Origin of the sequence: Mesorhizobium norvegicum (assembly GCF_004919685.1) — a bacterium.
GTDB lineage: Bacteria > Pseudomonadota > Alphaproteobacteria > Rhizobiales > Rhizobiaceae > Mesorhizobium > Mesorhizobium norvegicum.
In genome coordinates, this window is the sequence record NZ_SMYZ01000012.1 from 102,197 (window position 1) to 116,374 (window position 14,178).

At 63.1% G+C, this 14,178-nt stretch carries 16 protein-coding genes; 5 read left to right on the forward strand and 11 right to left on the reverse strand.

All coding sequences use genetic code 11. The features are described from left to right. Positions 1 to 9 precede the first annotated feature (9 nt). From FCU66_RS05080 to FCU66_RS05110, 7 genes are all read right to left on the reverse strand, one after another. Positions 10 to 486 carry a GtrA family protein gene (locus tag FCU66_RS05080; RefSeq protein WP_246680262.1) on the reverse strand — a complete coding sequence of 159 codons (477 nt, stop codon included), beginning with the start codon at positions 484 to 486 and terminating at the stop codon, positions 10 to 12. After that, positions 464 to 1,165 (reverse strand): class I SAM-dependent methyltransferase, encoded by a 702-nt coding sequence (locus FCU66_RS05085; RefSeq protein ID WP_136619662.1) that lies wholly within the window; start codon positions 1,163 to 1,165, stop codon positions 464 to 466. Before FCU66_RS05085 ends, FCU66_RS05080 begins: the two co-directional genes overlap by 23 nt. Continuing rightward, positions 1,158 to 2,147: a glycosyltransferase family 2 protein gene (locus tag FCU66_RS05090; RefSeq protein WP_181956531.1), complete on the reverse strand. Its 990-nt coding sequence runs from the start codon at positions 2,145 to 2,147 to the stop codon at positions 1,158 to 1,160. The genes FCU66_RS05085 and FCU66_RS05090 overlap by 8 nt, the downstream gene beginning before the upstream one ends. Before the next feature lie 122 nt (positions 2,148 to 2,269). Then, positions 2,270 to 3,727, reverse strand: a complete 1,458-nt coding sequence (locus FCU66_RS05095; RefSeq protein ID WP_136617098.1) for a sensor histidine kinase — start codon at positions 3,725 to 3,727, stop codon at positions 2,270 to 2,272. Then, positions 3,724 to 4,398, reverse strand: coding sequence for a response regulator transcription factor (locus FCU66_RS05100; protein WP_136617099.1), 675 nt, complete (start codon positions 4,396 to 4,398; stop codon positions 3,724 to 3,726). The genes FCU66_RS05095 and FCU66_RS05100 overlap by 4 nt, the downstream gene beginning before the upstream one ends. 40 nt (positions 4,399 to 4,438) lie before the next feature. Then, positions 4,439 to 4,831, reverse strand: coding sequence for a hypothetical protein (locus tag FCU66_RS05105; RefSeq protein ID WP_136617100.1), 393 nt, complete (start codon positions 4,829 to 4,831; stop codon positions 4,439 to 4,441). Positions 4,832 to 5,034: 203 nt separating this feature from the next. Beyond that, positions 5,035 to 5,652 carry an outer membrane protein gene (locus tag FCU66_RS05110; RefSeq protein ID WP_136617101.1) on the reverse strand — a complete coding sequence of 206 codons (618 nt, stop codon included), beginning with the start codon at positions 5,650 to 5,652 and terminating at the stop codon, positions 5,035 to 5,037. Between the two features lie 462 nt (positions 5,653 to 6,114). Between FCU66_RS05110 and FCU66_RS05115 the strand changes: the two genes are divergently transcribed. Then, positions 6,115 to 6,378, forward strand: coding sequence for a DUF6460 domain-containing protein (locus tag FCU66_RS05115; protein WP_136617102.1), 264 nt, complete (start codon positions 6,115 to 6,117; stop codon positions 6,376 to 6,378). A 3-nt stretch (positions 6,379 to 6,381) separates the two neighbouring features. On the opposite strand, the gene FCU66_RS05120 is transcribed toward FCU66_RS05115, so the two are convergent. Continuing rightward, entirely contained in the window at positions 6,382 to 7,284 is a 903-nt protein-coding gene (locus tag FCU66_RS05120; RefSeq protein WP_136617103.1) for a histone deacetylase family protein, read from the reverse strand. Between the two features lie 132 nt (positions 7,285 to 7,416). Here FCU66_RS05120 and FCU66_RS05125 point away from each other — a divergent pair, with 132 nt between their 5' ends. Next, positions 7,417 to 8,775, forward strand: coding sequence for an MATE family efflux transporter (locus tag FCU66_RS05125; RefSeq protein WP_136617104.1), 1,359 nt, complete (start codon positions 7,417 to 7,419; stop codon positions 8,773 to 8,775). Here FCU66_RS05125 and FCU66_RS05130 read toward each other — a convergent pair. Together FCU66_RS05130 and FCU66_RS05135 are read right to left on the reverse strand one after the other, a co-directional pair. Further along, entirely contained in the window at positions 8,768 to 9,847 is a 1,080-nt protein-coding gene (locus FCU66_RS05130; RefSeq protein ID WP_136617105.1) for a quinone-dependent dihydroorotate dehydrogenase, read from the reverse strand. The two genes, FCU66_RS05125 and FCU66_RS05130, sit on opposite strands and share 8 nt — an antisense overlap. Beyond that, entirely contained in the window at positions 9,844 to 10,194 is a 351-nt protein-coding gene (locus tag FCU66_RS05135; RefSeq protein WP_136617106.1) for a DUF952 domain-containing protein, read from the reverse strand. The genes FCU66_RS05130 and FCU66_RS05135 overlap by 4 nt, the downstream gene beginning before the upstream one ends. A gap of 163 nt (positions 10,195 to 10,357) precedes the next feature. On the opposite strand from FCU66_RS05135, the gene FCU66_RS05140 reads away from it, so the two are divergent. Together FCU66_RS05140 and FCU66_RS05145 are read left to right on the forward strand one after the other, a co-directional pair. Beyond that, the gene (locus FCU66_RS05140; RefSeq protein ID WP_136617107.1) at positions 10,358 to 10,786 is read left to right on the forward strand and encodes a hypothetical protein; all 429 of its coding nucleotides are present in this window, start codon (positions 10,358 to 10,360) and stop codon (positions 10,784 to 10,786) included. Between the two features lie 124 nt (positions 10,787 to 10,910). Continuing rightward, positions 10,911 to 11,570, forward strand: a complete 660-nt coding sequence (locus tag FCU66_RS05145) for a response regulator transcription factor (protein WP_136617108.1) — start codon at positions 10,911 to 10,913, stop codon at positions 11,568 to 11,570. A gap of 34 nt (positions 11,571 to 11,604) precedes the next feature. Here the strand turns inward: FCU66_RS05145 and FCU66_RS05150 are convergent, their stop codons facing one another. Next, complete coding sequence (locus FCU66_RS05150; protein WP_136617109.1) at positions 11,605 to 13,116, reverse strand: MFS transporter; 1,512 nt, start codon at positions 13,114 to 13,116, stop codon at positions 11,605 to 11,607. A 146-nt stretch (positions 13,117 to 13,262) separates the two neighbouring features. On the opposite strand from FCU66_RS05150, the gene FCU66_RS05155 reads away from it, so the two are divergent. After that, on the forward strand, positions 13,263 to 14,171 hold the full coding sequence (locus FCU66_RS05155; protein WP_168991804.1) for a LysR substrate-binding domain-containing protein: 909 nt from the start codon (positions 13,263 to 13,265) through the stop codon (positions 14,169 to 14,171). Positions 14,172 to 14,178 lie beyond the last annotated feature (7 nt).

A 14,178-nucleotide genomic window follows, 5' to 3' on the forward strand; every position in this document is an offset into this window, starting at 1 on the left:
TAGTTTGGTTCATGGAATTCGACTGCTCGGCGCCCGCCAAAGCTCATCGTTCACCCGAACGTTCCCCTCTGCTTTGTCGTCTGCGCGACTTTCACGTCCGACAAACACGAAGTGAGCCGAACCGAGACAGAAAACGACCGAATAGACGCAGATCGCTTCCAGGTGAACCAGGGAGCTTTCGGTAATGCCTGCTGAGCGAACGGCGATCGCGACCGCCAGATTGACGTTGTAGGCGACCAAGAAGATGCCCCCATATCGAAACAGGGTTCCTAACCGGAAGCCATCAGCCCGTGTGAAGGTCCATTGGCGGTTGCGGAAGAAGCCGAGGACAAGGCCGGTGACATAGCCCGTGGCGTTGGCGAGGATGTCGTTAAGGCCGAGCGCAAGCCCGGCCAGAATGACCGCGTACCCCGACGCCGTGTTCAACAGACCGACGGCGCCAAATCGCAGCATCCTGGGAAAGTCAAACGGCAGGCTTGACCGCATGCGCAAAATATTGGGCTCCGACAGGAATCTTGGTGAGGAAACGCTCGAACGGCCTCAGCCGCGCAAGCAGCCGAGGAAAGAAAATCCGGTAGATGACCCTTGTGTCGGCAAGGCCCGCCTCGGCCATACGCCTGCGCATCTCGCGGGAATTTATCAAAACCGCGTTTTCGTCGAAGGCGCAGTTTCTCACCGCATGCGTGGTCAGCGGGTTCCACGGATTGTGCTCGAAAAGGAAGAAGCTGCCGCCATCGGCCAGTACCCGGCCGATCTCCGCGAGCAGTCCGATCTGCAGGTCCTCGGGAATGTGGTGGAAGACGCAAGCCGCGAAGGCCAGGTCGAAGCTGCCATCGGCAAAAGGAATTGTCTTGCCGTCGAAATGCGTGAAGGCGGCCTGGCCGGGAAAGCGCTTGCTGGCGATGTCGAGCGATTCCCGCGACGGATCGAGCAAGGTGATCTCTGCGTCGGGAAACGCGTTGCGCATGTGGCCGAGCGAATTGCCGACACCGGCGCCGAAATCGAGTATCCGTCGCGGTTTCACGCCGGCCCGCCGCAGCGTCGCGGCGACGTCGTCGATCTTGTACCTGGCGAAGAAGTCCGGCGTTTCGCCGCTCAGCCTTATGCTGGCGGCATGCTGCTCCTGGTACTCGCGCGCAAACTGGTCGAACTCGGCCTCAAGCACGTGCGGCTCTCTTTGCGATCTTCTGCAAACGATGGACCGGCAGATCCTTGTCTCTGGCTGCCCGGTTGCGCGAAACGATCTCGTTGACGAAATAGAGCGGCCGCCGCTTTGTCTCCATGTACATGCGTCCGAGATACTCGCCGAAGATGCCAAGCACCATAAGCTGGACGCTGCCGAGGATCAGCATGATCGCAGCAAGGCTGGTCCAGCCGGGCAACACGTTTCCGACCGACCATTCGAACAGAGTATAGCCCAGCACGACCAGCCCCAGAAGTCCGAACATCATTCCGAGCAACGAGGCGAACCGCAAGGGGACGATGGAGAAGCTGGTCATCGCATCGACCGCCAGAAGAACCATTTTCTTCAGCGGATAATGGGTGGTGCCGGCAAAGCGACGGTGCCTTTCATACGGGAAAGCCACCTGTTTCAGCCCGATCCAGCTCACCATGCCGCGAATGAACCTATAGCGTTCGGGCATCGCGTTCAGATGGTCGAGCGCGCGGCGGCTCATCAGCCGGAAATCGCCGGTATTCGGGGCGATATCGACGTCGACCAACCGGCGCAGCAAGCGATAGAACATCGAGGCGGAAGCGAGCTTGAACCAGCTTTCGCCGTCGCGCGTCAGCCTCTGGCCGTAAACGACATCGAAGCCTTCGTTCATCTTCGTCATCATCGCGCCGAGCAGCTCAGGCGGATCCTGCAGGTCGGCATCGAGAATGAGAATGCGCTGGCCGCGGCAGAATTCGAGTCCCGCGCTTAACGCGATCTGGTGGCCATAGTTGCGGGCAAGATCGATGGCGACGACGTGGTTGTCCTTTTCGGCCAGCTGGAAAATGGCCTCGCGCGTGCCGTCGGTCGCGCCATCGATGACAAGGACGATCTCGTAGGAAGGGCCTTGTTCCAGGCATGCGGCCGTTACCCGCCGATGCAGTTCGGCCACCCCGGCCAACTCGTTGTAGCATGGGACGACCACCGACAGCATGACGGCGCGTCGCGCGGTGTTTTTCTCCGTCTCCACCAAAAGCCTTGCTCCCGCTATTCGATTGGGAATAGCGGCAATTGGTTAGAAAACAGATAAGCCAGCGGGATCGGCCGCGGCCGCGGTTAGCCGTCTTTTCCGCTGACAGCGGTCACGGAACGAACCGGCAGTGCCATGCGGATGCGGGCGCCTTGCCAAGACCCCGCCAATATCCGAATGGTGCCGTCATGCAGCAGCGCGATCTGCCGGGCAAGGTTCAATCCCAGACCCGCCCCGCGCGATTGCGGCTGCAAGCGGTAGAAAGGTTCGAAGACGTTCTCGTGCTCATCCGCCGGAATGCCCGGGCCTTCGTCGTGGACTTCGACGCCGCCGGTCTCGTCGACGGCTATGGTGATCGTGCCGGAGCCGCTGCCATGGTCGATGGCATTGCGCACGAGATTTGCAAGCGCCCGCTCGATCTGCAGGACGTTGACCTCGACATGGACCTTGCCGGCTGGCGGCTCGAAGGCAAGATCGTAGCCTGCTTCGATGGCGAGCGGGGCGAAGTCGGCGGCGACCCGGCTGACAAGGTCGCAGAGATCGATGATCTGGCGCTGGTCCGCGGGGCGGTCAAGCAACTGGTGGTCGAGCAGCTGCTGCGCAAGATGCGACAGGCGCTCGATGTCATGCAGCAGGCGTGCACTTTGCGGCTCCTGCTTCAGCAGTTCGGCGCGTGTGCGCAAGATGGCAATCGGCGTGCGCAGTTCATGGGCCGCGTCGGTGAGGAAGCGATTGTGCCGGTCATAGCCTTGGGCGAGGCGCGCCAGCGTCTGGTTGAAGGCATGCACCAGCGGTGCGATCTCCTGCGGCACATTCTTGACCGGCAACTGCATCGCACGGGTGCCGATGTCGATGCGCGCGGCCTGCTGGACGGTGTCGACAAGGCCGGCAAAGGAACGGCGCACGACGGCAGGCGTCGTCACCAGGGTCGTGGCTCCCATGACGAGGACAATCGGCAACAGCAGGATGACGATGATGACCGCGAGCGCGGGAAGCGCCTTCTCCCAGTTCCGGCTGCCGTCGGGATTCCTGGCGACGTCGACGGTGGCTGAAATGTTGACTTCAAGGCCGTCGGTCTCGTTGCGTGACGACCGTGTCGCAGCGATGATCTGAACCGTGCCGGCCTTGGTCGAAACCCTTTCGAGATAGGCCTCCGGCCTCAAATCATCTTCGGAAAACCCGATGGTGGCATGATCGGCCGCACCCAGCAGATCGCCAAAATCCCTGGCGTAGACGTCAGGTATGATGCCGAAGCGGACGCTCTGGCCGCTGCCGTCGCGGATGATGTACCAGACATTGGGGAAACCCTCACGAAACGAACGCAACTCGTCGGTCTCATGGACGGTCAATTTGCCATTGCCGTCGCGATCGACGGCATCCTTGATGGCTGCAACGGCAGCCTCGTTGTCGACAAGAAGCCGTGGATCGGCGATCCATAGCGCGGCCGCGCAAAGCACGATGAAGATGAGGAGCGTCGCCGCCTGCAGCAGGATCAGCCGCCGCACCAGCACCCATTGAAGCGAGCGTGTGCGCGGCTTTTTCACGAAGCCACCCGCAGGAGATAGCCGAGGTTGCGGATCGCCCTGATCTCGATGCCGGCAGCGACATCGTCAAGCTTGCGGCGCAGCCGCGAAATGTGCGCATCCAGTGCATTGGATCCGATCTCGTCGTCGAGGGCGTAGACGGCTTCTTCCAGGGCGCCGCGCATGATGGTCCGGCCCGGCCTGCGGAGGAGCGTTTCGAGCACCAGCCGTTCGCGCCGCGGCAACTCCAGTGCCTGGTCCTCGACAAGCGCCTCGCGATGACGGAAATCGTAGGTGAGGCGGCCGACCACCGTCTGGTTGGCGCGCGAGGTGAACGAACGCCTGTGCAAGGCATTGAGCCTGGCAACCAGTTCCACCGTGGCGAACGGCTTGACCATGTAGTCGTCGGCGCCGGCATCGAGCCCGGCTACCCGGTCTTCGAGACCGCTGAGCGCCGTCAGCGCGATCACCGGCACGTCCAGATGCAGGGCCCGCAGGCGCGGGATCAGGCTGAGACCATCGCCATCCGGCAGGCGGCGGTCCAGCACCACGGCGTCATGATAGCCGAGCCGCGCCACGGCTTCAGCATCCGCCAGTGTCGCGGCATGGTCGACGATGATGTCCTGGCGCTCGAGCGCCGTCTTCAGCACCGAGGCCATTTCCGGTTCGTCCTCGATCAGCAGGATGCGCATGCGCACTCTCCGTCACGGGCAGCCGGCAGGCTGTGGCAAATCATTCGCATTCCAGCTTCGGTTGACGAAAATTGGTGATGAACCATCGGCCGCCCGAGGCGCGGGCGTAGAACGTATAAAAGCATTCCTGGCGCTCGATATAGCCAGGCGTTTCGGTCTCTTCGTAGACGGTTCCGTGTTTTGTATGGCGCACCTCGCCGCTGGAGGTCCCGGAGACCGCGCTGGTGGAAATCTTGCGCCACTGATAGGCTCGCTCGCCTTGGTCGAGATCAACGACGGCGGTTGGCGGACCGTAGTCCAGAATGACCGATTCGACCGGTTGCCCGATGTAGTTCTTCATGATGTCGGAGGCGCATCCCGCCAGCGCCAGCACGATTGCGACGAAGAACGCCTTCGAGATCCACACAAGATGGTTTGCGCTGCGTTTGGACATATCTGATTCCCATCATCAAGGTCATCCGCACCTAGGGTGTGAAGATTGCATCGACATTACGCAGAATCTGGTGTGGTCTGCCGATGCGCGTCGATGCCGGTGCTGAGGCAGGCACGCAATTGCGCGGCACCCATTATCTCTGGGCACCGCGCTGTTCGAATAGACTGCAAGACGGCTGGATTCAGCCGAACCCGTGGCCTGCCCTAGAACCGATAGTTGATGCCGGCCTTCAGTTCGTGGCTGCCGATGGTCGCCTTGGATTTGCCGAAGGCCGATGTCGTTTCGACACCGGGTGTGCGCACATAGTCATATTCGACCTTGGCCGAGAGGCCGCCGGCAAAACCTTGCTCGATACCGGCGCCGACCAGATAGCCGAGTTTCCACCCGTCGATACTGTTCACCTTGTCGCCCTTGTCGAATTTGGTCAGGGCGACGCCCCCAGTTCCAAACAGCAGCGTCTGGTCGAAGCTCAAGCCGGCTTTGGCCTTGGCGGCACCGCGCCACTTTTCCTTGATCTTGCCGCCCTCGACGTCGTGCTCGGCGCCGCCCAGATAGGAACCTTCGATCTCGGCACCGAGAACCGCTGGACCCATCTGCTGGTTGTAGCCGGCCTGAACGCCGCCGCTGAGGCCATTCCTGCCGGCAAACGGGTTCGGCATCCCGGTGAACGCCGTGCCGCCATGCACGCCGACATAGGCGCCGCTCCACTGGAAAGCAGGGGGATCATTGTAGGCGGGCGCAAGGTCGGCGGCCATCGCCGGCCCGAGGAGGCACACGGCAAGGGCACTTGCCGTCAGGATGATCTTTGCTTGAGAGAACACTGCATTACTCCAACACACGCGCGCATCCGGCAATCGATACGCAGGTTAATTCCCGAGGAGCTCGACCGTTGGGGCGGTCGAACTCCGATTTGGTGTCTTTCAGGGATGGTTGCGCGGTCCTGGGACTGGCTTTCGCCAGCTGTGGTAGGGGGGTCAGAGCGTCCGCGCGGCCAATCACCTGAAAGACGCCGACTGTTTCGCAGGCGAAAATTGCACGCACATTGCGGGAAATCGAAAAATGAAGATTTTTCGCTTTATTTTCAACAAATTGAAGCGATGCTGTTTACGCAAATTTAACAGTCTGGCGCGGATTTGGTCAGGTCGGCAGCACAACCTTGCCATGCAATCGCTTGGTGGAGGCCTTTGGCATCCCGTAAAACTGTCGGCTTGAAGCCGGCAAGCCAAGTGCGTATGTCTGGGCCGACGCCCTCGAGTCTGGGTACCTCAATCTGGAGACGGGCCTTGTCCGCACTGACGCGCTTTCTCGGCGACTCGCCGCTCAGGGTGATCCTGAAGCTGGTGGTGGTGTCGTTCCTCGTCGGCCTCGTCATGCATGCCTTCGGCTGGTCGCCGATGGATGTGTTCTACGGCATTCAGAAGTTCTTCGTCGACCTGTGGAATCTCGGCTTCCACGCCATCGACCGCTTCCTCGGCTACATCCTGCTCGGTGCTGCGATCGTCGTCCCGGCTTTCATCCTGCTCAGGCTCGCCAACTACAGGAAGTAGCTATCAGGTGTAGCCCGAGGCCACCTCGAACAGGATGGCGTGGCGCGCGGCAAGCGCGGGCACATCGGTGGAGTAGCCACCGCCGATGACGCCGCAGACCGGAATGCCCTGCGCGCGAAAGTGGCGGATCACCATGTCGTCGCGGGCGCGCAGGCCGTCATCCGATAGCGAGAGCCTGCCAAGCCGGTCCTCGGCATGGACGTCGACACCGGCATTGTAGAACACGATGTCCCAACGCGCTTGGGTGGCCAGCTCCGGCAAGATACCACCGAGCCTTTCGAGATAAGCGGCGTCACCCGTGCCATCGGGCAGCGCGACATCGAGGTCGGAGGCGATCTTGCGCACGGGGTAGTTGCGGTCGCCATGCATGGAAAAGGTGAACACGCGCGAATCATCAGCGAGAATATCCGCCGTGCCGTCGCCTTGATGCACGTCGAGGTCGACGACCAGGATGTTTCGGGCCGCGCCTTCTGCGAGCAGGACCAGCGCGGCAACGGCGACATCATTGAAGGTGCAGAAGCCCGCACCTTGCGCGCGCCGTGCATGATGGCTGCCGCCGGCGGCGTTGCAGGCGATGCCGTGGCGCAAGGCGAGCCGCGCCGCCAGCACAGTGCCGCCGGTGGCAAGCTGCGCGCGCAGCGAGACACGCGGGCTCACCGGAAAGCCGATCTCGCGTTCGATCTTTTCGGGCACCGAACAGCTGATGACCTGGTCGACATAGTCCGCCGCATGGGCAAGTTTCAGCCATGACGCCGGCGCCGGTTCGGCGGTGTTGAGCGCGTCGCGTCCAGCCAGTCCGCGTGCGTGCAAGGCGTCCATCAGCAGCGGATATTTACTCATCGGAAAGCGATGGTTGGTGGCGAAGCCGGCGTCGTAGTCGGGATGATGGACGATCTGCAGGGGCATGAACTGGATCCGGCGGCCTCGCGCCAGACCGGGGATTTCGGTTGGCCCTCGCGGGAAGAATGATTGCGCGGTGGCCGGAAAATGGGGCACATCGGCTGTTCGATCAAGCCGCAATCAGCAAGGCAGCAATCCTTGGACAAGGGTGCAACCTCAGCCGACGCCAGATCCTCAATCGACCCCGGATCTTTTGTCGTCACCAACCGTTCCGTGCTCGCCATCGCCGTGCCGATGACGCTTGCCTATCTGACGACGCCCATGCTCGGCCTCGTCGACACGGCTGTCGTCGGTCAGTTCGGCGATGCCGCCCTGCTCGGCGGCCTGGCGGCGGGCGCGCTGGTCTTCGACGTCGTCTTCACCACCTTCAATTTCCTGCGTTCGGGCACCACCGGCCTCGTCGCCCAGGCGTTCGGACGCGGCGATGCCCTTGAGGAACAGGCGGTGTTCTGGCGCGCCGTGCTGATCGCTGTCGTCGCCGGCATCGTGCTTGCGGCCCTTGCGCCGCTGGTCGCCATCGCCGGGCAAAAGTTCATGGGCGCCGAACCGCGCGTCAGCGAGGCGATGGGCGTCTATATCCGCATCAGGCTGCTCGCTGCGCCCTTCTCGCTGATCAACTACGCCATCCTTGGCTACGTTCTGGGACGCGGCGAGGGCGGGCTCGGGCTGATGCTGCAGCTGGTGCTGAATGGCATCAACATCGCGCTCTGCTTTCTGCTTGGATTGGAGCTTGGCTGGGGCGTTGCCGGCGTCGCCTGGGCGACCGTCACCGGCGAGTTCCTTGCCATGCTGCTCGGCCTGGCGATCGTGATCCGCCGGTTCCGCGCAACGCCGCCTTTGCCGCGCCATCGCCTGCTCGACATGGCCGCCTTCCTGCACATGCTGTCGCTTAACCGCGACATCATGATCCGCTCGTTCTCGCTGCTCGCCGCCTTCGCGCTGTTCACCCGCCAGGGCGCGCAGTTCGGCACGGTGACGCTGGCCGCCAACGCCGTGCTGATGAATTTCTTTCTCGTCGCCGGCTATTTCCTCGATGGCTTCGCCACCGCTGCTGAACAGCTGGCGGGCCGTGCCGTCGGCGCGCGTGCCGCCGCGCCGTTCCGACAGGCCGTGCGGCTGACGCTGTTCTGGGGCTTCGGGCTGGCGGGGGGCGCGACGCTGGTGCTGCTGTTTGGTGGCGCCAATCTGGTTGCTCTTGTGACGACATCGGAGGAAGTCCGTTCAGTGGCCGACATCTACCTGCCATGGGCGGCATTCACCGCGCTGAGCGGTGTGCTGGCGTTTCAAATGGATGGCGTCTTCATCGGCGCGACCTGGTCGCGCGACATGCGCAACATGATGCTGATGTCGTTCCTCGTTTTCGCGGCCGCGCTGCTGACCCTTGCGCCGGCCTTCGGCAACAATGGACTTTGGGCGGCGTTGCACATTTTTCTGCTCGCGCGCGGCTTCAGCCTGCTGACGATCCTGCGGCTGCGGATGCGGACAGCGTTCAGCTGAGCGGCCTCATTGCCCATTGATCGAGATGGCTGTCGCGCAACTCGCGAATGGATCTGAGCCGTTCCGTGTCGGCAAAGCGTGCCATCCCGGCGACAATCCGGCCCGGCAGTGCCGGTCCGGCATAGATCATGCTGGTGTAGAGCTGGACGAGATCAGCACCCGCGCGGATCTTTTCCAGTGCCGTGTCGGTGGAATCGACGCCGCCGACACCGATGATGGCAAGCTCCGGCCCGAGCAGCTTGCGCATCTTCGCCAGCACGGTGGTCGAGCGTTCGAACAACGGCTTGCCGGAGAGTCCGCCGGTCTCGCGAGCGGTGTTGGCGCTGCGCAGCGTCGGTCGGGAGATGGTGGTGTTGGAGACGATGACGCCGTCGATCCGCTTCTCGGTGACCTCGGCGGCGATGTCCTCCAGCTCGGCCTCGACCAGATCCGGTGCGATCTTGAGGAAGACGGGCGGCTGCGCTGGTGCCGCAGCGCGCGCGGCCATGACACGCGACAAAAGTTCGCCGAGCTGTTCGCGCGCCTGCATGTTGCGCAGGCCCGGCGTGTTGGGCGAGGAGATGTTGACGGTGAGATATCTGGCGTATTGCGCAAACCGGGAGACACCGCGCTCATAGTCACTGACGCGGTCGGTGCTGTCCTTGTTGGCGCCGATGTTGACGCCAACGATGCCGGTGCGCCCCTTGCGTGCGGCCAGGCGCTTTTCGGCGGCCGCGTGGCCTTCATTGTTGAAGCCCAGCCGGTTGATCACCGCTTCATCCGCCGTCAGCCGGAAAATGCGCGGCTTCGGATTGCCGGCCTGCGGCAGCGGCGTGATCGTGCCGACCTCGGCAAAGCCGAAACCCAGGCCAAGCAGCGCGTCGGGCACCTCGGCGTTCTTGTCGTAGCCCGCAGCCATGCCGAGCGGATTCGGAAACTCGAGGCCGCAGACCGTCACCCTCAGCCGCGCGTCGCGCGTCGTCCGCGCGCCGACCGGCAGGCCGCATCGCAGCGCCGCGATCGATAGGCCATGCGCGGTTTCCGGGTCGAAGGTGAACAGCAGCTTCTGGCCAAGCCGGTCGAGCACGCTCATTCGGCCTCCAGTGCCGGAAACTGATGCACACCATCGGCGCCAAGCGGCAGTGGCCGGACCCACAGCACGGCCTTGAGGTCGAGCGGACCATAAAGATGCGGAAACAGCGCGCCGCCGCGCGAGACCTCGTATTTCAACGCGGCGCCCAGGCTGGTCCCGTCGATGGCGACCAGCAGAAGGTCGGTCTGGCCGGCAAAGTGCTTTGCCGCCGTTTCCTTGACCTGCGCCGCCGTGGAGAAATGGATGAAGCCGTCGGCGACATCGATCGGCGCGCCGGTGAAGCGGCCATGCGTTTCGGCCTCGCGCCAGGGCGCCTGCGGGGTTATCTTGTAGATAATCGGAGACATGGTTGCGCTATAGAGCAATTCCAGGAAAAGTGTGAAACGGTTTTACGTCCGGAATTGCGTCAAAAAGATTCCGAACCAGCCACGCGGGAAAGGCCACGCCAAGGGTCTTCCCCATTTCCGGCGCAAACATGCGATATTTCAGGCCTTGGCCATGGAGGACAACATGCGTCTGCAGCACATCTTGATCCCCGCCGCGCTCGTTTCGCTGGTCGCGGCTTCAGCATATTCGGAAGAAACCGACCGCTACCGGCTGGAAAAGTCTGACAACGGCTATGTCCGCATGGATACGCAGACCGGCGCCATGTCGATCTGCGAGGAGCGCTCGGGCCAGCTCGTCTGCAAGATGGCGGCCGACGAACGCGCTGCTTTCCAGGATGAGGTCGACCGCTTGCAGACCTCGATGAAGGCGATGGACGAGCGCGTCACCAAGCTCGAGAATTCGCTCTCCACCCGCCTCGAATCGAAATTGCCGAGCGAGGAGGATTTCAACAAGACGATGAGCTATATGGAACGCTTCCTGCGCGGCTTCATGGGCATCGTCAAGGATATGGACAAGGACAACGGCGCCCAGCTCAATTCGCAGAAGACCTGAGCGTCCAAAGTAGGGAAAACGCGGCGCGCTGGCTTTGCCGCTTGAAAACAGCGCGCAGCCCCTCATAATCGTCCAACTGATCCCGAAAAAAGCAAAAATCATCGGGGGATTCGGGGAGGGACATTTGCCGTCGGGCTATTCTTTCGTCATCGCCGACGATCACCCGCTGTTTCGCGGCGCGCTGCGTGAAGCGCTCGCCGGCATCGGCAATGTCGCCGCCATCCACGAGGCCGGCGATTTCGAAAGCGCCAAGGCGCTGGTGGTGGCCAACGAGGATATCGATCTGGTGCTGCTCGACCTGTCGATGCCGGGCGCCAGCGGCCTCTCCGGCCTGATCTCGCTGCGTGGCATCCATCCGGCGGTGCCGCTGGTCGTGGTGTCGGCGCATGACGATCCGGCGACCATCAGGCGGGCGCTCGATCTAGGCGCTTCCGGCTTCATCTCCAAATCGGCCAGCATGGAAGAGATCCGCAGCGCCGTGCAATCGGTGCTTGCCGGTGACATTGCAGCACCGGTCGGCGTCGATCTCGGCGTCGAGCGCGATCCCGAAATATCCGACCTGATCAAGCGCCTGCAGGCGCTGACACCGCAGCAGACCCGGGTGCTCGGCATGCTGGCCGAGGGCCTGCTCAACAAGCAGATCGCCTATGAGCTCGGCGTCTCCGAGGCCACCATCAAGGCGCATGTCTCCGCCATCCTGCAGAAGCTCGGCGTCGACAGCCGCACCCAGGCGGTGATCCTCCTGTCCAAGATCGGCAGCGACCCGCTGCAGCCGACAAGCTGATCCCCAGGGCGCCCCTGTTCAATCAGAACAGTGTTCAATCGGAGCACTGAACCTCCGTCCGCCGCATCGGCCTGGCGTTGAAGCTCGCGAAACTGATGGCGGCCATGATCCAGACGCCGATCGCGCCATAGAGCATGACCCAGCCAAAGCCGTTGCGCAGCGCATCCTGGGCGACGGTCCCGGCGAGCCCGGAGATGGGATTTCCAGCAGCGATCGCTTCGGCGAGGAGACGCAATCGGGCGGCGTCGAGGTCAGGCAGCGCTTCCCCCAGATGCGCCAGCACACCGCTGGCCAGGATGAAGCCCATCACCGCGATGTTCAGCGCCAATGAAACCATGCGAGCGCTCATGTCGATGCCGGAGGCCATGCCGGCGCGGTCGCTCGAAACGGAACCCGTCGTTGTGTTGGTGACAGGTGTGTTGGCTATTCCCAGACCCGTCCCGGCGATCAGGCAGCCGGGCAGCATCGTCAGCCAATCCGGCCGCGCGGCGGCACTGCCGAACTTCATCACGATGAACCCGACGCCGATGATGACGAGGCCCGCCGGAATGATGATGCCGGGCCGATAGCGCAGCGAAAAGCGCTCTGCCAAGGGCGGCAGCACAAGCGTCGGCAGCGTGTAGGCAAGCAGGGCAAGGCCGGTCGAGACGGTGTCATAGCCGAGCCCGGCGTGGAACCAGATCGGCAGGTAGATCATGAAAGGCCAATAGCTGAGGTTCATCGCCGCCGAGCCGACGATGGCGCCGGAAAAGGGCCGGATCCGGAAGACCGAGAAGTCGAACATCGGCCGCCGGCTGACCTTCTCGGCAATGAGGAAGGCGATGAAGCTCGCTATCGAGATACCGAGGATCGCCAGCGCGGTTGGGCTGGAGAAACCCAGATCCGGCCCCTGGATGATGTAGAAGACGAGACAGAAGACCGACGGCGACAGCGTCAGGATGCCCGCTATGTCGAGCTTGCCCGCCAGCGGGTCCTTCGATTCGTGGACGCCCATCAGAGCGAGCACGAATGCCAGCGCCGCAACCGGCACGTGGACAAGAAACACCCATTGCCAGCTCGAGACCGCGACGATACCGCCGCCGATGATGGGGCCGAAGCCGAGGCCGGTGCCGAAGATGACGCCCCACCAGCCCCATGCGACGGCGCGTTCGCGTCCTTCCCTGAATTCATGCGACAGCACGGCAAGCTGGCAGATCAGCATCGCACCGCCGCTCAGGCCTTGCAGAAACCGGGCGACGATGAGCGTGGAGACGCTTTCGGCGACGCCGCAGATCAGTGATGTCAGGCCGAAGGCGGCGATGGCGACCAGAAAGACACGCTTGCGCCCGTAACGATCGGCAATCGTGCCGACCGCCATCAGCACCGTCGTGACCGCGATCGTATAGGCGTTCATCACCCATTGCAGTTGCTTGAAGTCGGCGTGCAGCACCTGCTCCAGTGTCGGCAGGATCGTGGGAACGCTTGAAATCTCCAGACCGAACATCAGGCACGCCAGGCAGGCGGCAAACAGAACGATGATGCCTCGGCGGGTCAGTACAGTGGGCATGGTTCAACCTTTCGAACGTATTTGGCGGCAATCGGCGAATCCATCGCAGCTCGCCCGGCGCGCGTATGGCCCAGGGTAGGCGAGGCTTGATCATTTTAGAATTGCATGGCTGGCTATTTCAGAGACAACAAGTGCGGATAGCTGACATGACGCTGGACGTAGATGCTGTGAAAACATTCGTTGCCATCGCCGATCTTCAAAGCTTCACGCGCGCGGCCGAGGCTCTTGGCAGCACGCAAGGGGCGATCAGCGTGAAGCTGAAGCGGCTGGAAGAGCGCGTCGGCCAGAAATTGATCGAGCGCACACCTCGGCTGGTGCGCTTGTCGGCGCAGGGCGCGGTGTTTCTTCAGCCCGCGCGCGACTTCCTCGCCGCGCACGACCGCGCCATTGCCAGCCTGTCTTCGGTGCGCCGCCGCTTCACACTGGGCATCGCCACCCATGTCGGAGGCGCGGAAGTCCCGACATTGCTGGCACGGCTCAATGCGCATGACCCGGCGCTCACCATCGAGGTGCGGCTTGACGATTCGCGCGACCTGCTGGACGCCTTCGATCGTGGTGAGATCGATGCCGCGATCATCCGCCGGGAGGATGACCGGCGCGATGGTGAAGTGCTGGCACCCGAACATTTCGGCTGGTACGCCGCCCCGGACTTCGTCTACCGGGCCGACGAGCCGCTGCGCCTGGCAGCATCCTCGCCATCCTGCGGTATCCGCAACATCACGACCCGCGCGCTCGATGCTGTTGGAATACCGTGGACGGAAGTGTTCCTTGGCTGCGGCTCCTTCGCCGTTGCCGAAGCCGTCTCGGCCGGCCTCGCAGTCTCGGTGTTTTCCTGCCGGCTTGCCCCGTCCGGCACCATCGAGGTCAGCCGGAAGTTCGGGCTGCCGGCGCTGCCGCCCTCCGAGATCGTGCTGCTTTCTACGCTCACGGACGCCAAGTCCCGGGAGGCGCTGAGGACGCTTGCAATGGCCTTTCGCGAGCATCGTCCGCCCGTGGCGGGCAATGCCGGGCGGCCCCGGTTCCGCAATTCCCAGATGGTCGACAGCCAGTCGTGACCGCCGG